The 14,995-nt window shown below is 61.9% G+C and carries 16 protein-coding genes; 10 read left to right on the top strand and 6 right to left on the bottom strand.

Translation table 11 applies throughout. The features are described from left to right. Positions 1-75: 75 nt before the first annotated feature. Positions 76-648 (bottom strand): LuxR C-terminal-related transcriptional regulator, encoded by a 573-nt coding sequence (locus tag BFP90_RS14595; RefSeq protein WP_065884721.1) that lies wholly within the window; start codon positions 646-648, stop codon positions 76-78. A gap of 144 nt (positions 649-792) precedes the next feature. Here BFP90_RS14595 and BFP90_RS14590 point away from each other — a divergent pair, with 144 nt between their 5' ends. The 6 genes from BFP90_RS14590 to BFP90_RS14565 all read left to right on the top strand — a co-directional run bounded on the left by BFP90_RS14590 (position 793) and on the right by BFP90_RS14565 (position 7,026). After that, complete coding sequence (locus tag BFP90_RS14590) at positions 793-1,971, top strand: acetyl-CoA acetyltransferase (protein ID WP_065897151.1); 1,179 nt, start codon at positions 793-795, stop codon at positions 1,969-1,971. Between the two features lie 3 nt (positions 1,972-1,974). After that, positions 1,975-3,507, top strand: coding sequence for a class I adenylate-forming enzyme family protein (locus BFP90_RS14585; protein WP_065894256.1), 1,533 nt, complete (start codon positions 1,975-1,977; stop codon positions 3,505-3,507). A 34-nt stretch (positions 3,508-3,541) separates the two neighbouring features. After that, on the top strand, positions 3,542-4,861 hold the full coding sequence (locus BFP90_RS14580; protein WP_065894258.1) for an MFS transporter: 1,320 nt from the start codon (positions 3,542-3,544) through the stop codon (positions 4,859-4,861). 77 nt (positions 4,862-4,938) lie between these two features. After that, positions 4,939-5,493 carry a histidine phosphatase family protein gene (locus BFP90_RS14575; protein ID WP_065897150.1) on the top strand — a complete coding sequence of 185 codons (555 nt, stop codon included), beginning with the start codon at positions 4,939-4,941 and terminating at the stop codon, positions 5,491-5,493. 45 nt (positions 5,494-5,538) lie between these two features. Further along, positions 5,539-6,294 carry a precorrin-6A synthase (deacetylating) gene (gene cobF / locus BFP90_RS14570; protein WP_065897148.1) on the top strand — a complete coding sequence of 252 codons (756 nt, stop codon included), beginning with the start codon at positions 5,539-5,541 and terminating at the stop codon, positions 6,292-6,294. A gap of 12 nt (positions 6,295-6,306) precedes the next feature. Next, a complete protein-coding gene (locus BFP90_RS14565) occupies positions 6,307-7,026 on the top strand; it encodes an alpha/beta hydrolase (protein WP_065897146.1) in 720 nt (239 codons plus the stop codon). A gap of 54 nt (positions 7,027-7,080) precedes the next feature. On the opposite strand, the gene BFP90_RS14560 is transcribed toward BFP90_RS14565, so the two are convergent. Beyond that, entirely contained in the window at positions 7,081-7,635 is a 555-nt protein-coding gene (locus BFP90_RS14560; protein WP_065894261.1) for a hypothetical protein, read from the bottom strand. A 72-nt stretch (positions 7,636-7,707) separates the two neighbouring features. Beyond that, entirely contained in the window at positions 7,708-9,516 is a 1,809-nt protein-coding gene (locus BFP90_RS14555; protein WP_065894262.1) for a monovalent cation:proton antiporter-2 (CPA2) family protein, read from the bottom strand. Here BFP90_RS14555 and BFP90_RS28340 point away from each other — a divergent pair. Together BFP90_RS28340 and BFP90_RS14550 are read left to right on the top strand one after the other, a co-directional pair. Next, positions 9,508-9,690, top strand: coding sequence for a hypothetical protein (locus BFP90_RS28340; protein WP_130138709.1), 183 nt, complete (start codon positions 9,508-9,510; stop codon positions 9,688-9,690). The two genes, BFP90_RS14555 and BFP90_RS28340, sit on opposite strands and share 9 nt — an antisense overlap. 67 nt (positions 9,691-9,757) lie before the next feature. After that, complete coding sequence (locus BFP90_RS14550) at positions 9,758-10,654, top strand: LysR substrate-binding domain-containing protein (protein ID WP_065894264.1); 897 nt, start codon at positions 9,758-9,760, stop codon at positions 10,652-10,654. On the opposite strand, the gene BFP90_RS14545 is transcribed toward BFP90_RS14550, so the two are convergent. Further along, a complete protein-coding gene (locus tag BFP90_RS14545) occupies positions 10,644-11,045 on the bottom strand; it encodes a RidA family protein (protein ID WP_065884711.1) in 402 nt (133 codons plus the stop codon). The genes BFP90_RS14550 and BFP90_RS14545 overlap by 11 nt on opposite strands. A gap of 244 nt (positions 11,046-11,289) precedes the next feature. On the opposite strand from BFP90_RS14545, the gene BFP90_RS14540 reads away from it, so the two are divergent. Further along, complete coding sequence (locus BFP90_RS14540) at positions 11,290-12,846, top strand: DUF726 domain-containing protein (protein WP_065894266.1); 1,557 nt, start codon at positions 11,290-11,292, stop codon at positions 12,844-12,846. A 38-nt stretch (positions 12,847-12,884) separates the two neighbouring features. After that, positions 12,885-14,204, top strand: coding sequence for an Nramp family divalent metal transporter (locus BFP90_RS14535; protein WP_065897145.1), 1,320 nt, complete (start codon positions 12,885-12,887; stop codon positions 14,202-14,204). A gap of 27 nt (positions 14,205-14,231) precedes the next feature. Here the strand turns inward: BFP90_RS14535 and BFP90_RS14530 are convergent, their stop codons facing one another. Next, complete coding sequence (locus BFP90_RS14530; protein WP_065897143.1) at positions 14,232-14,609, bottom strand: type II toxin-antitoxin system VapC family toxin; 378 nt, start codon at positions 14,607-14,609, stop codon at positions 14,232-14,234. Then, positions 14,606-14,965: a type II toxin-antitoxin system Phd/YefM family antitoxin gene (locus BFP90_RS14525; protein WP_170876043.1), complete on the bottom strand. Its 360-nt coding sequence runs from the start codon at positions 14,963-14,965 to the stop codon at positions 14,606-14,608. The genes BFP90_RS14530 and BFP90_RS14525 overlap by 4 nt, the downstream gene beginning before the upstream one ends. Between the last annotated feature and the right edge of the window lie 30 nt (positions 14,966-14,995).

The raw sequence follows: 14,995 nt of genomic DNA, 5'->3' as shown, positions 1-14,995 counted from the left end.
CGCAGAAACGGATATGTACTCGATCTGATCCAACATCCTGGTCGGCCCTGAGGCCGCCATCGGGGGCAAGCCCCCTCACGCCACCATAATGATCTTCGACACCAACTCCACCACCGTCTTGGCCTGCAACTTCCTCATCAACCGTGCTCGATGCACTTCCACCGTGCGGTGGGAAATCCCCAGGCGCAGGGCGATTTCCTTGGATTTGAGCCCGTTCACGATATGCATGGCAATCTCGCGCTCCCGCGGCGTCAAGTCCCCGGTGCCCTGGTGACTGCGGTCCAGGCGTTCGAAGTGCCAGATCATCAGCTTGAACGGGTCCCTGGGCGTAAGAGTGTAGCCATGGGATTTGGCCCAGAACACCTCGCCGTTGCGATGCTGCATGAAGCGCTCGTCGGAATAAAAACCGTTGTCGCTGTCGAGCAACCAATCATGGCTGCGCTTGCCGATGGCGTGGTAGTCGGCCTTGGACGGGTAGATCAGCAAGGTCAACTGATTGACCAGCGCCTCGCGGGCATAGCCGAACAGTTTCAGGAACGCGTCGTTGCAGTCGAGTATCACGCGGTTGCTGGTGACCAACTGCGGAGCGGGGGACAGTTTGAACGCCAGGCGTTCGAGGTCTTGCAAGGGCTGGGTAAACACGGTCATGGGCATCCTGCCTCGTTGTTCAACTCACTGGCGAATACTTATCCTTGTAACTACTTATCCATGTAAGTAGTTACACGAATTGGCGTGCGGCCAGAGCTGGTTCATTGTAGGGGAAGTCCGGTTGAAGAACAGAAGAAATTGATTATGCCTGTTGATTGCGTGTCTATCGTTGCCGCTGGTCATTCGCGTTTTGGTCGTCTGGAAGGCACCACGCTGGAGGATCTGATTGTTCAGGTCACGCGTGAGGCCCTCGGCGATGCCGACCTTGAGGCATCGCAAATCGATGCGCTGTTCCTTGGCCACTTCAATGCCGGGCTGGTGCCCGACGGTTTTGCCGCGTCATTGCTGCTGCAGGCCGACCCCGGGCTGCGCTTCAAGCCGGCCACGCGCTGTGAAAACGCTTGTGCGTCCGGTTCGGCGGCGATCCAGGCCGGGGTCAATGCGATTCTCTCCGGCAGCGCCGAGTTGGTGCTGGTGGTGGGCGCCGAAAAAATGACCCACACCTCCACGGCTGCCGTCACCCAGGCGCTGGCCGGTGCCGGTTACCAGAACGATGCCGCCGAGGCCGGCCTGAGTTTCCCGCAGCTGTTCGGTCGCGCCGCGCGCCAATACGCCGAGCGCTACCATAGCCCGCTGGGCTCGATGGCGGCGATTGCCACCAAGAATCACTCCAATGCCATGGCCAACCCGTTGGCGCAGATGCACCGGGAGATGAATTTCGAGCACTGCAACAATGTGTCCCAGAGCAACCCGTTCGTAGCCGATTCGCTGCGCCTTACCGATTGCTCGCTGATCAGCGATGGTGCGGCGGCGATCATCCTGGCTTCACCCAAGCGCGCGCGGGCGTTCCGTCGCGATGTGCAGATTCGCGCGATGACCCAGGTCAATGACACCTTGCCTATCGCCCAGCGCGACATCCTCGCGTTTGAAGGCCCGCAGCGGGCCATTCACTCCGCCTTGCGCGGGGCCAGTGTGACCCTGGCCGACCTGAGTTTCGCCGAGGTGCATGATTGCTTCACCATCGCCGAGCTGCTGATCTACGAAGCCATGGGCCTGGCGCCCAAAGGCGAGGGGCACCGTGTACTCGACAGCGGTGTGGTGCGCGCGGGCGGGCGCTTGCCGGTGAACCTTTCCGGTGGGCTCAAGGCCAAGGGCCATCCCGTTGGCGCGACGGGTGTCTCGATGCATGCCCTGGCGTTCCGGCAATTGACCGGCGAGCCGATCGGCCTGGCGGTGCCCAACGCGGAGTTCGGGCTGGTGTTCAACATGGGTGGAATGGCGGTGGCCAACTACGCCTCGGTCCTGCATGCGCGCCGGTACTGAGCCATGAACATTGCCAACTGGTTGCACGACACCCAGCGTCGCGACCCGCAACGCCCGGCACTGTTCGACGGCGCCCGGCAAGTGGCCGACTACGCCACCTTCACCGCCCATGTGCGCCAGCGCGCCGCGCAGTTGCAGGACCAGCACGGCGTGCAGCCGGGGGATGCGGTGGCGGTGCTGATGAAAAACAGCTGCGACTACCTGGAGTTGCTCTACGCCATCTGGTGGATGGGTGCGGTGGCGGTGCCGATCAACGCCAAGCTGCATCCGACCGAGGCGGCGTGGATCGCCGATAACGCCCAGGCCCGCCTGATCTTTACCGATGGCGGCCGGGTGTTTTCAGCGCAGGACCTACCCCTGCGCTGCACAGAGCTCGATGGTCACGTGCTGCCGCCTGATGACCCTGGCGGGGCGACACGGGAGCAACCGGTGCCGCGCCAGGATCACGACCTTGCCTGGCTGTTCTATACCTCCGGCACCACCGGGCGTTCCAAGGGGGTGATGCTGTCCCATGGCAATCTGATCGCCATGTCGTTGTGTTACGCCACCGATGTCGATCCGGTGAGCGCCGACGATGCGGCGCTGTATGCCGCGCCGATGTCCCATGGCGCCGGGCTCTATAACTTCATTCACGTACGCTGCGGCGCGCGCCATGTGGTGCCGGCGTCCAATGGTTTTGACGCCGCCGAGCTGTTTGGCCTGGCGGCCGAGCTGGGCAGTGTTTCGCTGTTTGCCGCGCCGACCATGGTCAAGCGCATGGTCGAGCAGGCGCGGCGCCAGGGCTACAGCGGCGCAGGCATCAAGACCATAGTCTACGGCGGTGGCCCGATGTACCTGGCCGACTTGCGCGATGCTGTCGACACCTTTGGCGCCCGCCTGGTGCAGATCTACGGCCAGGGCGAGAGCCCGATGACCATCAGCGTGCTGCCCCGTGGGCTGATTGCCGACCGTCAACGCCCTGATTGGGCGACCCTGGCCGCGTCCGTCGGCCATGCGCAAGCCTGTGTGGAAATCCGCATCCTTGATACCGGGCACCAACCGCTGCCCATGGGAACGCGCGGCGAAATTGCCGTACGTGGCGCTACGGTGATGCAGGGGTATTGGCGCAACCCCGAGGCCACGCGCCAGGCCCTGGTCGATGGCTGGTTGCTGACCGGCGACATCGGTTTCCTCGACCCCGCCGGCTACCTGACCCTCACGGATCGCTCCAAGGACGTGATCATCAGCGGCGGCAGCAATGTCTACCCGCGCGAAGTCGAGGAGGTGCTGGCCCAGCATCCCGAGGTGTTTGAGGTGTGCGTGGTGGGTGAACCGGACCCGCAGTGGGGCGAGTCGGTGGTGGCGTTTGTGGTGACGCGCAGCGGCCAGCCCCTCGACGAAGCCGAGCTGACGGCCTGGTTCCTGGCGCGCATGGCATCGTTCAAGAAACCCAAGAAATATGTGTGGCGCAGCGAATTGCCCAAGAACAGCTACGGCAAAATCCTCAAGACCGACTTGCGGCAATCGCTCAAAGCGGCGAGTATCGCCGCGTTTTAGCATGGATCGACAAACAGACAAGGAGTCCCCCTCGATGGGCAATCACGCGCACGACACTGTCCGCAAACGCCGCCGCGCGTTTCTCGGTGCCACCTCCGGCCACTTGATCGAGTGGTACGACTATGGCGTCTACGGCTTTCTTGCCGTCTATATCGGCCAGGCGTTCTTCGTCTCCGACGACCCCACCACCAGCCTGCTGGCCAGTTTTGCCGCGTTCGCCCTGAGCTTCTTCATCCGGCCCCTGGGCGGGCTGTTCTTCGGCCCGCTGGCGGACAAGATCGGCCGGCGTAAAACCCTGATCATGGCGCTGGTGATGATGACCGGCTCCACGGTGATGCTCGGTTTGCTGCCCACGTACGCGACCCTGGGCATCGCCGCCCCGATTCTGTTGATCCTGGTGCGCTGTGTACAAGGCTTCTCGGCGGGCGGTGAAATCGGCACGGTCACCAGCTTCATTTCCGAATACGCCGGTCCCGGCCGACGCGGCTTTGCCACCTGCTGGTTGATGGTCACCGCCGTGCTTGGCCTGCTGCTGGGCGGCGCCGTGGCCAATGGCATGACCTGGGTGCTGGGCGCCGACATGATGCAGGACTGGGCCTGGCGCGTGCCGTTCCTGATCGCCGCGCCGCTGGGCTTCATTTCCATGTACATCCGCCTCAAGCTCGAAGACAGCCCCGAGTTCCTTGCCCTGCAACGCGCCGGGCAAACTTCTCGCGCACCCCTGCGCGAAGTCTGGCAGTGGAAGCGCGCGATTGCCCTGGTGTTCTTCATCATCACCTTGCACAGCTCGATCTTTTACCTGGTGCTGACCTTTGCCTCGACCTACATGGCCAAGATTCTCAAGTTCGACAGCGGCACCACCTTGCTTTATGTGTTCGTCGCCAGCTTCTCGGCGGCCTTCGTCATGCCGTTCGGCGGCGCCTTCACCGATAGGTACGGGCGCAAGCCGTTCCTGATGGTGATCGGCACACTGGCGACCCTGGCGATGTTCTGGCTGTTCAAGATGGCACCGACCGCCACGCCGGCAACCTTCTTCGCGCCGTTGATGGCGGTGGCGATTCTGTTCGGCCTGTACGCTTCGTCCACCTATGCGCTGATGAGCGAACTGCTGCCCACGCGCATCCGTTCCACCGGGATTGCCGTGGCGTACAACGTGCCCGTTGCGGTGTTTGGCGGCAGCGCGCCGCTGATCTCCACCTGGCTGATCAAGGTGACCGGTGACATCACCTCGCCCTGGTACTTCTATGTGGCGACCGGGGTGGTGTCGCTGATCGCGTTGGTGCTGCTGCGCAAGGAGGACTTTGTGGCCAGCACCAGCCCGGCGGCAGTGCCTGCGGCGGCGGCATTGGCTTGAGGGCGCGGTCGCCGGGCGTTGCATCGAGGCGTTAACTGCGCCAGGCTTGGCAGCCTGATCCCGGCGGAGCGAATGGCGTGCAGGCTACCCGATTGACCCTGATCTGCCATGCGGCCACGGCGGCGCAGAAACAGGCACGTTTTGCCGATGACGAGTCGCTGCTCATGGACTGGCAAGGCTCGCAACTGTCTTTGGCAGGCCATTACCCCAAGGCTGCGCGCCTGGTGTGCGGGCCGGAGGCACGAGCCCGGCAGACGGCGGCGTTATTCGGTGCGCAGCCGTGCACCGAAGCGGCCCTGCGCGACCTGGACCTGGGGCGCTGGAAAGGCCAGGCTATCGGCGATCTCGACAGTGATCAGATGAACGCCTGGCTCACCGACAGTGCCGCCGCGCCCCATGGTGGCGAGACGCTGGGGCAGTTGTGCAGGCGGGTCGGGGACTGGATCAAGTCCCAGGAACGTCAGCCCGGCCATGTGCTGGCAGTGACCCATCCGTTCGTTATCCGCGCTGCGCTGCTGTTCGTCATGCAGTGCCCGGTCTCGATGTTCTACCGGATCGACGTTGAACCGCTGTCGCGCACCGAACTGCGCTTCAATGCAGTCTGGCGCCTGCGTCTGGAAACTTACGCCTGACGCCCCGATCATGGCAAAATCCACGCTCCGCAATGAGAGCAACCCATGAAACGCATCCTGATCATCGGCATCGGCGCCGGCAACCCCGACTACATCACGATGCAGGCCGTGAAGGCGCTGAACCGCACCGACGTGTTTTTCCTGATGGACAAGGGCCAGAGCAAGGACAAACTGATCGACCTGCGGCGTGAAATCTGCGAGACCTATATCACCGAGTCCGGCTATCGCTTCGTCGAGGCCGATTGCCCTGAGCGCGCGCGCGGTGATATCGACTACACCACCGCCGTGCGTGACCTCAACCGCGACAAGCAGCAAACCTTCGAGCGTATGATCAACGAGGAAATGGCCGACGGCGAAGTGGGCGCGTTTCTGGCCTGGGGTGACCCGGCGTTGTACGACAGCACCATTCGCATCCTGCAGGCGATCCTGGCCGACGGCCGCTGTGAATTCGAGTTTGAGGTGATCCCCGGCATTACCAGCGTGCAGGCCCTGGCGGCCCGGCATAAAGTGCCGTTGAACCGGATCGGTAAATCCATTGAAATCACCACCGGGCGGCGCCTGGCGGCGGGGCAGGCGAGTGATGCCGACACCCTGGTGGTGATGCTCGATGCCGAAGACTCCTACCGCAGCGTGGCCGATCAAGACCTGGACATCTATTGGGGCGCCTACCTGGGCACGCCGGATGAAATCCTGATCAGCGGCAAAGTGGCTGATGTGGCGCAAGACATCCAACGGGTACGCAAGGCTGCGCGGCTCGCCAATGGCTGGATCATGGACACCTATTTGTTGCGCAAACCCTGAGGGACAGTTCCCATGCTCAAATTGCTCGCGCTCACCCTGACCCTGCTGGCCGGTGTCGCCCAGGCGGATGCCGACCTGCACACCGACTTGCCGCTGTCGTACCTGGAGCAAACCCAGGGCGATTCACGCAACCAGCCGCTGGTGATTTTCCTGCATGGCTTTGGCAGCAACGAGGAAGACCTGTTCGGCATCAAGGATGCGCTGCCTTCCACCTGGACCTACCTGTCGGTGCGTGCGCCGCTGCCGGTGGAGCCACGTGGCTATCGCTGGTTCACCAAGGCCCCCGGTGACGGTGATTACGATGGCGTGACCGCCGATCTGCAGAGCAGCGCCAGGCTGATTGAAGACTTCGTGGCCAAGGCCACCGCCAAGTATCACACCATGAGTGATCGTGTGTTTCTGGTCGGGTTCAGCCAGGGCGCGATCATGTCCTATGAAGTGGGCTTGCGCAGACCCGAGCTGCTGCGTGGCATAGCGGCCCTGAGCGGCAGTGTGTTGCCGGTGCTAAAGGCCGAGCTCAAGCAGGATGAAGCGTTGGGCAAGCTGGCGATCTTTATCGGCCATGGCACGTTGGACCAGGCGCTGCCTTATGCGTTGGGGACGCGGGCGAATGCGGTGCTCGAGGGGATTGGGTTGAAGCCGGAATTTCATGGGTATCCCGGGATGAACCATACGATCAGCGAAGCGGAAATCCAGGATTTAAAAGCCTGGCTGGAGAAAAGTTTGAAGTGAAACGCAGTTGAAAATGTGGGAGGGGGCAAGCCCCCTCCCACATTGGAGATTGGCTTACTTGCCGCCGGTAATCTGCTTGACCAGCGCAGCATGCCCCTTCACATCATCCGCGCGCGAAATCGCCTGGATCACCAGCAGCTGATTGCCGGAACCGCCGAGAAAGGTGGAGTTCAACGTCTTGCCGCCGCCTTGGGTGGCGGTGCTGTCGACTTGCCGCAGGCCGAGGCCTTTGTAGGTGAGTTTTTTCTCGTTTTGCTTCTTGAAGTCGGGCAGGGCGGCGCTCTGGTTCTTGACGAAGTCGGCTACGGCGCCATCGAGGAACTGCGGGTCGTTGTCCTTGATGGCTACCCCATCGTTACGTACGGTTTCGGCGACGATCACCACGCTTTTGGTGGTAGCGTTGGCGTACAGGGTGCCCTGGGTATCGGCGGTGCCATCATCGGCTTTACCGGAAGGCAGGGTGTCGGCGGTGTAGGCCTTGGGCAGGTCGAAGGTGAACTTGCCGCCCAGGGTGGAGATGGTTTGCGTGGTCGCCTTGGAGGCAGCCCATACGCTGCCGGCGGTAAGCGCGAGGGCCAGCAGCAGTGCGGTCTTGGTGAACGTGGCCATGAAGCGCTCCAGAGATGAACGAAATTGCGGCGTATTCTGTCAGAAAAATCGCAAGATCGTTCACCTGCCACCTCACACCTTGTCGGACTCTTCTTGCAGTCGATCCATCTCGAACAGGCGCGCCAGTTCGGTACGGGCTTCCTGGGCAGTCTGCATGACTTTGGCCGCATCGTCGTACACCGCATGCTGGGCGGCGAGGACCTGCTGGTCGTGGGCCTTGAAGCGGTCGATGCGCGCATCGGCCTGAGCCTGGCTCAAGCCGAGGCCGACCAGGGTGCGTCGGCTCATCTCCAGGCTGGAATAAAAGGTTTCACGCACCGGTGAGGCGTCCAGGTCCACCAGGCGGTGTACGTGCTGGCGGTTACGCGCGCGGGCGATGATCTTCATGTGCGGGTAGAGGTTGCGCACCAGTTCGGCGGTCTTGATGTTGATCTCCGGGTCATCCATGGCGATCACGAAGAACTCCGCCTGTTCGACCTTGGCCGCATGCAGGATTTCCGGGCGTTGCGGGTCGCCGTAGAACACCGGCATGCCGCCGAAACTGCGGGTCAGTTCGATGGTTTCCACCGAGGTGTCCAGGGCAATGAACGAGACGTTCTGCGCGCGCAGGATACGCGCGACGATCTGGCCCATCCGGCCCATGCCGGCGATCACCACACGCGGTGCATCGCCTTCGATGGCGCGGTATTCCTCGGGTACGTCCACCGACTTGACCTTGGGTTTGAACAGCTTCGGGCATATCAACAGCAGCAGCGGTGTCACGGCCATGGACAGGGTGATGGTCAGCACCAGCACATCGTAGAGATGCGGCTCGAACAGGCCCTGGTCGCGCCCGATCTTGAACACCACAAAAGCAAACTCACCGCCGGCCGCCAGCACCACGCCCAGGCGCAGGGCACTTTCACGATTGAGCTCACCCACCTTGCGACCCACGGCGTACAACAGCGGCAGTTTCAACCCGATCAACAGCAAGGTCAGCCCGATCACCACCAGCGGTGTGCTGAGCAGCAGGCTGAGGTTGGCGCCCATGCCCACGCTGATAAAGAACAGACCCAGCAGCAGGCCCTTGAACGGTTCGATCTGGGATTCCAGTTCGTGGCGGTATTCGGAGTCCGCCAGCAGCAGCCCGGCGAGGAAAGCGCCGAGAGCCATGGACACGCCCACCAGTTCCATCAGCCAGGCGGTACCGATCACCACCAGCAACGCGGTGGCGGTGGAGACTTCGCGCAGGCCGGTCTTGGCGACGATGCGAAACACCGGGCGCAACAGGTAGCGCCCGCCGATGATCACTACGGCGATGCTGCCCAGGATCTGCAAGACGTGCTGCACGCCCTGGGCTTCGGTGGTCGGATGATCGCTGCCGGCCAGCAGCGGCACCATGGCGATCAAGGGGATTGCCGCGATGTCCTGGAACAACAGGATCGCAAAGGCCAGGCGCCCATGGGGTTGGTTGAGTTCCTTGCGCTCGGCCAGGCTTTGCAGGCCGAACGCGGTGGAGGACAGCGCCAGGCCCAGGCCCAGCACAATCGCGCTGTTCCATGACTGGCCAAACAGCCACAGCGCCACCACGCCCATGACCAGCCCGGTGAGCAGCACCTGGGCCAGGCCGACACCGAATACCGCCTTGCGCATCACCCACAAGCGTTTGGGCGAAAGCTCCAGGCCGATGATGAACAGCAGCAGCACCACGCCCAATTCGGAGAACTGCGCCACGCTTTGCGGGTTGCCGATCAGGCCCAGGACCGAGGGGCCGATGATCACACCGGCGAACAGATAGCCCAGCACCGCGCCCAGTTGCAGGCGCTTGGCCAGGGGCACGGCCAGCACTGCGGCGAACAGGAATACCACGGCTGCTTGTAACAGGTTGCCTTCATGGGGCATTACGAACTCCAGGATGCTCAAAACCAAATCGACTGGCGCGTATTAGAGCGCTTTTTACCGCGTGATAATTGTGTTTTTGCCGCGTGGGGTGGCATGTTTGCCTGGATTAGGGCATTGAATACACAGGATTACATCGGCATGTCGCGCAACTGCCACCCGCGCGATGGGCGGTGAGTTGGCGATCATTGCGACGTTTTCCGGTGGTCAGGTGAAGATCGATTATATTGGATAAGTCAACCTCATGAACCAGCTCCTTGCCCTACGCGCTTTCGTCCGTGTCGTCGACACCGGTTCATTCAGCCGTGCGTCTGACCAACTGGGGCTGCCACGTTCCACCGTCAGCAAGTTGATCATCGACCTTGAGAAGCACCTGGGCGTCCAGTTGATGCACCGCACCACCCGTGTCCTGACGCCGACGTCCGATGGGTTGGAGTATTGCCAGCAGGCCCGTCGCCTGGTGGCGGAGCTGGATGAAGTGGACAGTGCCATGCGCGGTCAGTTGCTCAAACCCGGCGGGCACCTGCGGGTGGATGCGCCGGCGTCGTTTGCCAACTGCCTGCTGATTCCCGCGCTGGTGGATTTTCATCGTGAGTATCCGGATATCACCGTCGCCCTGGGGATCAGTGATCGTGCGGTCAATATCGTGGGGGAGGGCGTGGATTGCGTGATCCGCGCCGGCAAGCTTGATGACATGGCGATGATCGGCCGCAAAGTGGCGGACCTGCAATACCTGACCTGCGCCGCGCCCAGTTACCTGGCGCGTCGGGGGCTGCCGGTATCCCCGGAAGACCTGGCGCACAACCACCTCAAGGCCGGCTATTTCTCTGCCGGGTCGGGTAAGGCCCAGCCGCTGGTTTTCGAGCGGGACGGCAGGTGCATCGAGGTGGGCGATTGCGCCTACTCCAGCAATGACGGCAACGGCCTCAAGGAAATGCTGCTGGCAGGCTTGGGCGTCGGGCAGCATTTCAAGTCAATCGTGCAGCACTACGTGGACAATGGCCAATTGGTCAGCGTGTTGTCGGACTGGTCACGCCCGGCCACGCCGCTGCACATTCTCTACCCACCCAATCGCCATCAGAGCGCGCGACTCAGGGTGTTTGTCGAGTGGGTGATTCATACGTTCGGGGTCAGGGAATAATCGCAGTCACGCGGATTTCCACGCGCATCGCCGGCAAGCCCAGGGCTTCGACACCCACCTGCGTCCAGATCGGCGCATGGTTGGGCATGTACTGACGGTAGTGCTTGACCATCGCCTCGTTGACCTCGGGCGGAAAACCGCCGACGTGGTAGGAATTGACGTGAATCACGTGCTCCCAGCACGTGCCGGCGGTCGCGAGGGTGCGTTCCAGGTTATGGAAGGCCTGGGCGATTTCGTCCGCCAGGTCGGCGGGAATCTGGAACTCATCGTCCCAGCCGCCCTGGCCTGAGGTTTCCACGCGATCGCCGACTTTTACCGCTTGCGAATAATGCAGGTGCTGGCGCATGTAATCGCCGTAGCCTGGGGTGACAAAAAATTCGGGCTTGCTCATGGTGATTCCTCGGTTCGGTAAAGGACTGAACCCAGGCTATAGCAGCCAATACGCGAACAAAATCCCGAATTTATGCCATGACTTTCCATCCACCTGGATAATCGGCGAATCCTTGTGGGGTGGCTGCGGTGCAGGTTCACGCAAGAAAGAGGGCGCCAGCGCAGGCCTTTTCCCCCTGCGGCACGACGTTCAACCCTGGCCTTTGATACTATCCTCCTCCCTCGTCACCAGGAGTCACCGCCCCATGCAGCACCAGTGGGATGAAATGCACCGTACCCGCAAGCCCACGTTTGTACTGTGCGGCGAGCCCCAGGGGGACGTGCTCAATCTCTATGTTCACGGTTATTCGGCGTTTTTCAGCCGGCAGCAGTTGGCTGGCTTCAAGGAACAGTTGGCGGGCATTGAAGGCTCGACCAACCTGATGCTGTTCTGGCCGGCGGGGCACTTTCTGGAAAACCTGTTTGCGCCGTTCAAGGAGGTGATCGCCTCGATGCTGGGCGGAGGCGGCCTGGGCGCGGCGACGGTGGGGGTGGGCAAGGCGATTGCTTACTTTCTCGACCATTACAAAAGTGTCGAGGCGCGTGTCGATGAAGTGGCCAGGACCTTGTTGCCCGAGCTGGCGAGCTACCTGCACTCCGAATCGCTCCAGGTGCGGCAAATCAATCTCATCGGTCACTCTCTGGGTGCGCGGATCGTGGTCAAGAGTGTGCTGGCCAGCCCTGAAATCGCCCATGAACTGCCGTTGAACAATCTGTTGCTGATGGGCGGGGCGATTTGTACGTCGAGCCCGTGGGAGGCGGTGACGGCGCCGCTCAGGGGGCGGGTGATCAATTGCCACTCCAGCAAGGACTGGGCACTGGCGATGAAGCCGGACACCGAGCGTTGCATTGGCCGCTATGCCATCGCAGTGACGCCGGCCCTGAAGGCCAAGGTCACCAATGTTCACCTGGCCAGTTTCGACCATGCCGCCTACTGGCCGCAGTTGAAAACAGTGGTGCAGTACACCGATCTGCTGCAGGAGCGCCGGGGCCTGATCCGCGCTGACCTGCGCAGCAGTGAAGTGCGCTTTGCCGAAGAGGATGCGGACTTGTTCCCGATCCTGATGCAGGCGCGACCGGATGAGTTGAAATTTCTCGCCGAGTTGATGGCACAAAAGCGCAGTGCCTCGATTGATGCCGGAGTGCGCGAACCGCGCAAGCTCGCCATCGAGTTGCAGCGCATGGGCGGCGACAGCTTTATGAACCTGGCCCGTGGTCACGGTGTGGCCTATCGGCAGATCGCCGAAGCGGTGGCGCAACGCCTGGGCATCAAGTTCGACGATGCCGTTGCCAGCGTTGCCCTGGCGGATATCGAAGCGCAGGTTGCGCAAACGCTGATCGAGCAGTACCAGGACAAACTCAGCGCTGCCGACCGTCAGGCGTTCGAGGCCGAACTCAAGGCCGCGATGCACAAAGAGCAAGGCTTGTTCAGGCGTTTCAACGTTGGCCGTTCGGCCACCACCGCCTTGAGCGGCACCGCATTGGCCGGGCTTACCGGGTTTATTGTGCGACGCGGTGCCGCCACGGCGATTCCGGTGGTGGGCCAGGCGGTGGCGGCCGCAATGTTGCTGGTCAGCGGCGTACGGGCGTTTTCCGGACCGGCTTATTCGATCACAACCCTGGCGGTGCTGGTGGTCGGCGTGATTCGCCAGCGCCTGGAACGTGAGGCGCTGAATCAGGAACTGGACCTGGTGGTGCAAGTGGTTGAAACGTTTGACCTGCCCCGGGAGACGGTGATGCGCTCGGTCGCGTCGGACTGCTAAGCTGGCGCCCTGACTTGTGTGTTTGCCTGGGATACCGCGTGAAATTCAGCCTGCCGAAAATTGCTACCGCCCCCTTCTGCCCGCCGGAAGTGGCCGGCTCCGTTGCCGTTGACCCCAAAGCGTCGTTTTTCAAGCGCGCCCTGATGTTCGCCGGCCCCGGCCTGTTGATCTCCATCGGCTACATGGACCCCGGCAACTGGGCGACCGCCATCGAAGCCGGGTCGCGCTATGGCTACAGCCTGTTATTTGTAGTGTTGCTGGCGAGCCTCGCGGGTATGGCGGTGCAGTGCCTGTGCTCGCGGCTGGGTATCGCGACCGGCAAGGACCTGGCGCAACTGTGCCGCGAGCGCTACAGCAAGCGCTCGGCACGCACACAGTGGGCGCTGGCGGAAGTTTCCATCATCGCCACCGACCTCGCCGAGGTGCTCGGCTGCGCCCTGGCGTTTCACCTGCTGCTCGGTGTGTCGCTGACCACAGGTATCGTCATCACCGCCTTCGACACGTTGTTGATCCTGGCCTTGCAGAACCGTGGTTTCCGCCGACTGGAAGCAATCATGCTGGCGCTGGTTGCGACCATCGGCGTGTGTTTCTTCATCGAACTGGTGTTGATCAAACCCTACTGGCCGGACGTGCTCAGTGGCTTCACCCCATCCCTGTCGGCCATCAGCGATGCTGCGCCGCTGTACCTGGCCATCGGTATCCTCGGTGCGACCGTGATGCCGCATAACCTTTACCTGCACACCTCCATTGTGCAGACCCGCCTGATCGGCAAGGACCTGGCCAGCAAACAGGACGCGGTCAAGCTGGCACGCATCGACACCATCGGCTCGCTGGCCCTGGCCCTGCTGGTCAACGCGGCCATCCTGGTGCTGGCCGCCGCAGCGTTCCACAAGACCGGCCATACCGACGTGGTGGAGATTCAGGACGCCTATCATCTGCTCGACCCGCTGGTGGGCGGCGCGTTCGCCAGCATCCTGTTCGGCATTGCCTTGCTGGCCTCCGGCCAGAGTTCGACCTTCACCGGCACGATCGCCGGGCAGGTGATCATGGAGGGCTACCTGAACCTGCGCATCCCGTGCTGGCAGCGCCGCCTGATCACCCGTGGGCTGGCGCTCATCCCGGCGTTTCTCGGGGTGTGGCTGATGGGCGACGACGCCATCGGCAAGCTGCTTATTCTGAGCCAGGTGGTCCTGAGCCTGCAGTTGCCCTTCGCGCTATACCCGCTGATCCGCATGACCGGCGACAAGCAGCTGATGGGACCATTCGTTAACCGCCTGCCCACCCGATTGCTGGCATGGTTTTTATTTGCGGTGATCAGTGGAGCGAATGCCTGGTTGATCGGGCAGTGGGTGTTCTGAGTGATCTGTCTGTTGCTGGGTCATGACCTACACCAGAATGGCGAGAGGGCTGTAATGGGCAACTTGCGGATCAGAGGTCAACAGTTTCATGGGTTCACTGATTGCTGTGGCGACAATCAGTCGATCGAAGGGATCTTTGTGATGTGGCTCGAGCTCCTTGACCGCAATAGCGTGCTCTGAGGTGATCGGCAATTGGATAAACCCGCTCTCCAAACAGTGATCACGGATTTCGTCCAGATCGACATCGAGCTTCCCCATGCTGACCTTGATGGCCATTTCCCAGAATGTCGCGGCGCTCACGTAAACATCGGCGGCATTTTCAATCAATCTGAGCGCTTTGCTGGATAACCTCGGGTCATCATTGAGTGCCCAAAGCAGAATATGGGTATCCAGCAGCACCCTCATGAATGGGCACCTTCGAACGCATCCAGCAGGTCTTTCGACAGCGGCGCGTCGAAGTCCTGGGGGATCACCAGCTTGCCTTTCATCGCACCGATTCGCCGAGCCTTGGACTTGCCGATGGGAACAAGCTGCGCCATTGCGCGCCCGTGCTTGGCGATGGTAATGACTTTGCCGGCGGCAGCCTCATCGACCCATTTCGACAGATTATTTTTTGCCTCGCCCAAAGGTATGATGGTCATCTGGTTTTCCCCGTGTTTTGGCCAAAAACAGCCAAAACTACGTGAGCTATCAAAAATGGCTGAACCACCTGCTGAAGCCGCTCGTTCAGTGGGCGACGGTTTGCAGTACATGACATCCATGGCATTACTCCAAAATAGGTTTCGCCGAGA

It is taken from the genome of Pseudomonas sp. 24 E 13 (genome assembly GCF_900004715.1).
In the GTDB taxonomy this organism is placed as follows: Bacteria; Pseudomonadota; Gammaproteobacteria; order Pseudomonadales; family Pseudomonadaceae; genus Aquipseudomonas; species Aquipseudomonas orientalis_A.
This window is presented reverse-complemented; position numbering and strand designations above follow the sequence as displayed.

Bases quoted from the DNA above. Each gene is read 5' to 3' on its own strand.
- BFP90_RS14595 (WP_065884721.1), bottom strand. From the start codon at position 648: ATGACCGTGTTTACCCAGCCCTTGCAAGACCTCGAACGCCTGGCGTTC.
- BFP90_RS14590 (WP_065897151.1), top strand. From the start codon at position 793: ATGCCTGTTGATTGCGTGTCTATCGTTGCCGCTGGTCATTCGCGTTTT.
- BFP90_RS14585 (WP_065894256.1), top strand. From the start codon at position 1,975: ATGAACATTGCCAACTGGTTGCACGACACCCAGCGTCGCGACCCGCAA.
- BFP90_RS14580 (WP_065894258.1), top strand. From the start codon at position 3,542: ATGGGCAATCACGCGCACGACACTGTCCGCAAACGCCGCCGCGCGTTT.
- cobF (WP_065897148.1), top strand. From the start codon at position 5,539: ATGAAACGCATCCTGATCATCGGCATCGGCGCCGGCAACCCCGACTAC.
- BFP90_RS14565 (WP_065897146.1), top strand. From the start codon at position 6,307: ATGCTCAAATTGCTCGCGCTCACCCTGACCCTGCTGGCCGGTGTCGCC.
- BFP90_RS14560 (WP_065894261.1), bottom strand. From the start codon at position 7,635: ATGGCCACGTTCACCAAGACCGCACTGCTGCTGGCCCTCGCGCTTACC.
- BFP90_RS28340 (WP_130138709.1), top strand. From the start codon at position 9,508: ATGGGGCATTACGAACTCCAGGATGCTCAAAACCAAATCGACTGGCGC.
- BFP90_RS14555 (WP_065894262.1), bottom strand. From the start codon at position 9,516: ATGCCCCATGAAGGCAACCTGTTACAAGCAGCCGTGGTATTCCTGTTC.
- BFP90_RS14550 (WP_065894264.1), top strand. From the start codon at position 9,758: ATGAACCAGCTCCTTGCCCTACGCGCTTTCGTCCGTGTCGTCGACACC.
- BFP90_RS14545 (WP_065884711.1), bottom strand. From the start codon at position 11,045: ATGAGCAAGCCCGAATTTTTTGTCACCCCAGGCTACGGCGATTACATG.
- BFP90_RS14540 (WP_065894266.1), top strand. From the start codon at position 11,290: ATGCAGCACCAGTGGGATGAAATGCACCGTACCCGCAAGCCCACGTTT.
- BFP90_RS14530 (WP_065897143.1), bottom strand. From the start codon at position 14,609: ATGAGGGTGCTGCTGGATACCCATATTCTGCTTTGGGCACTCAATGAT.
- BFP90_RS14525 (WP_170876043.1), bottom strand. From the start codon at position 14,965: ATGGATGTCATGTACTGCAAACCGTCGCCCACTGAACGAGCGGCTTCA.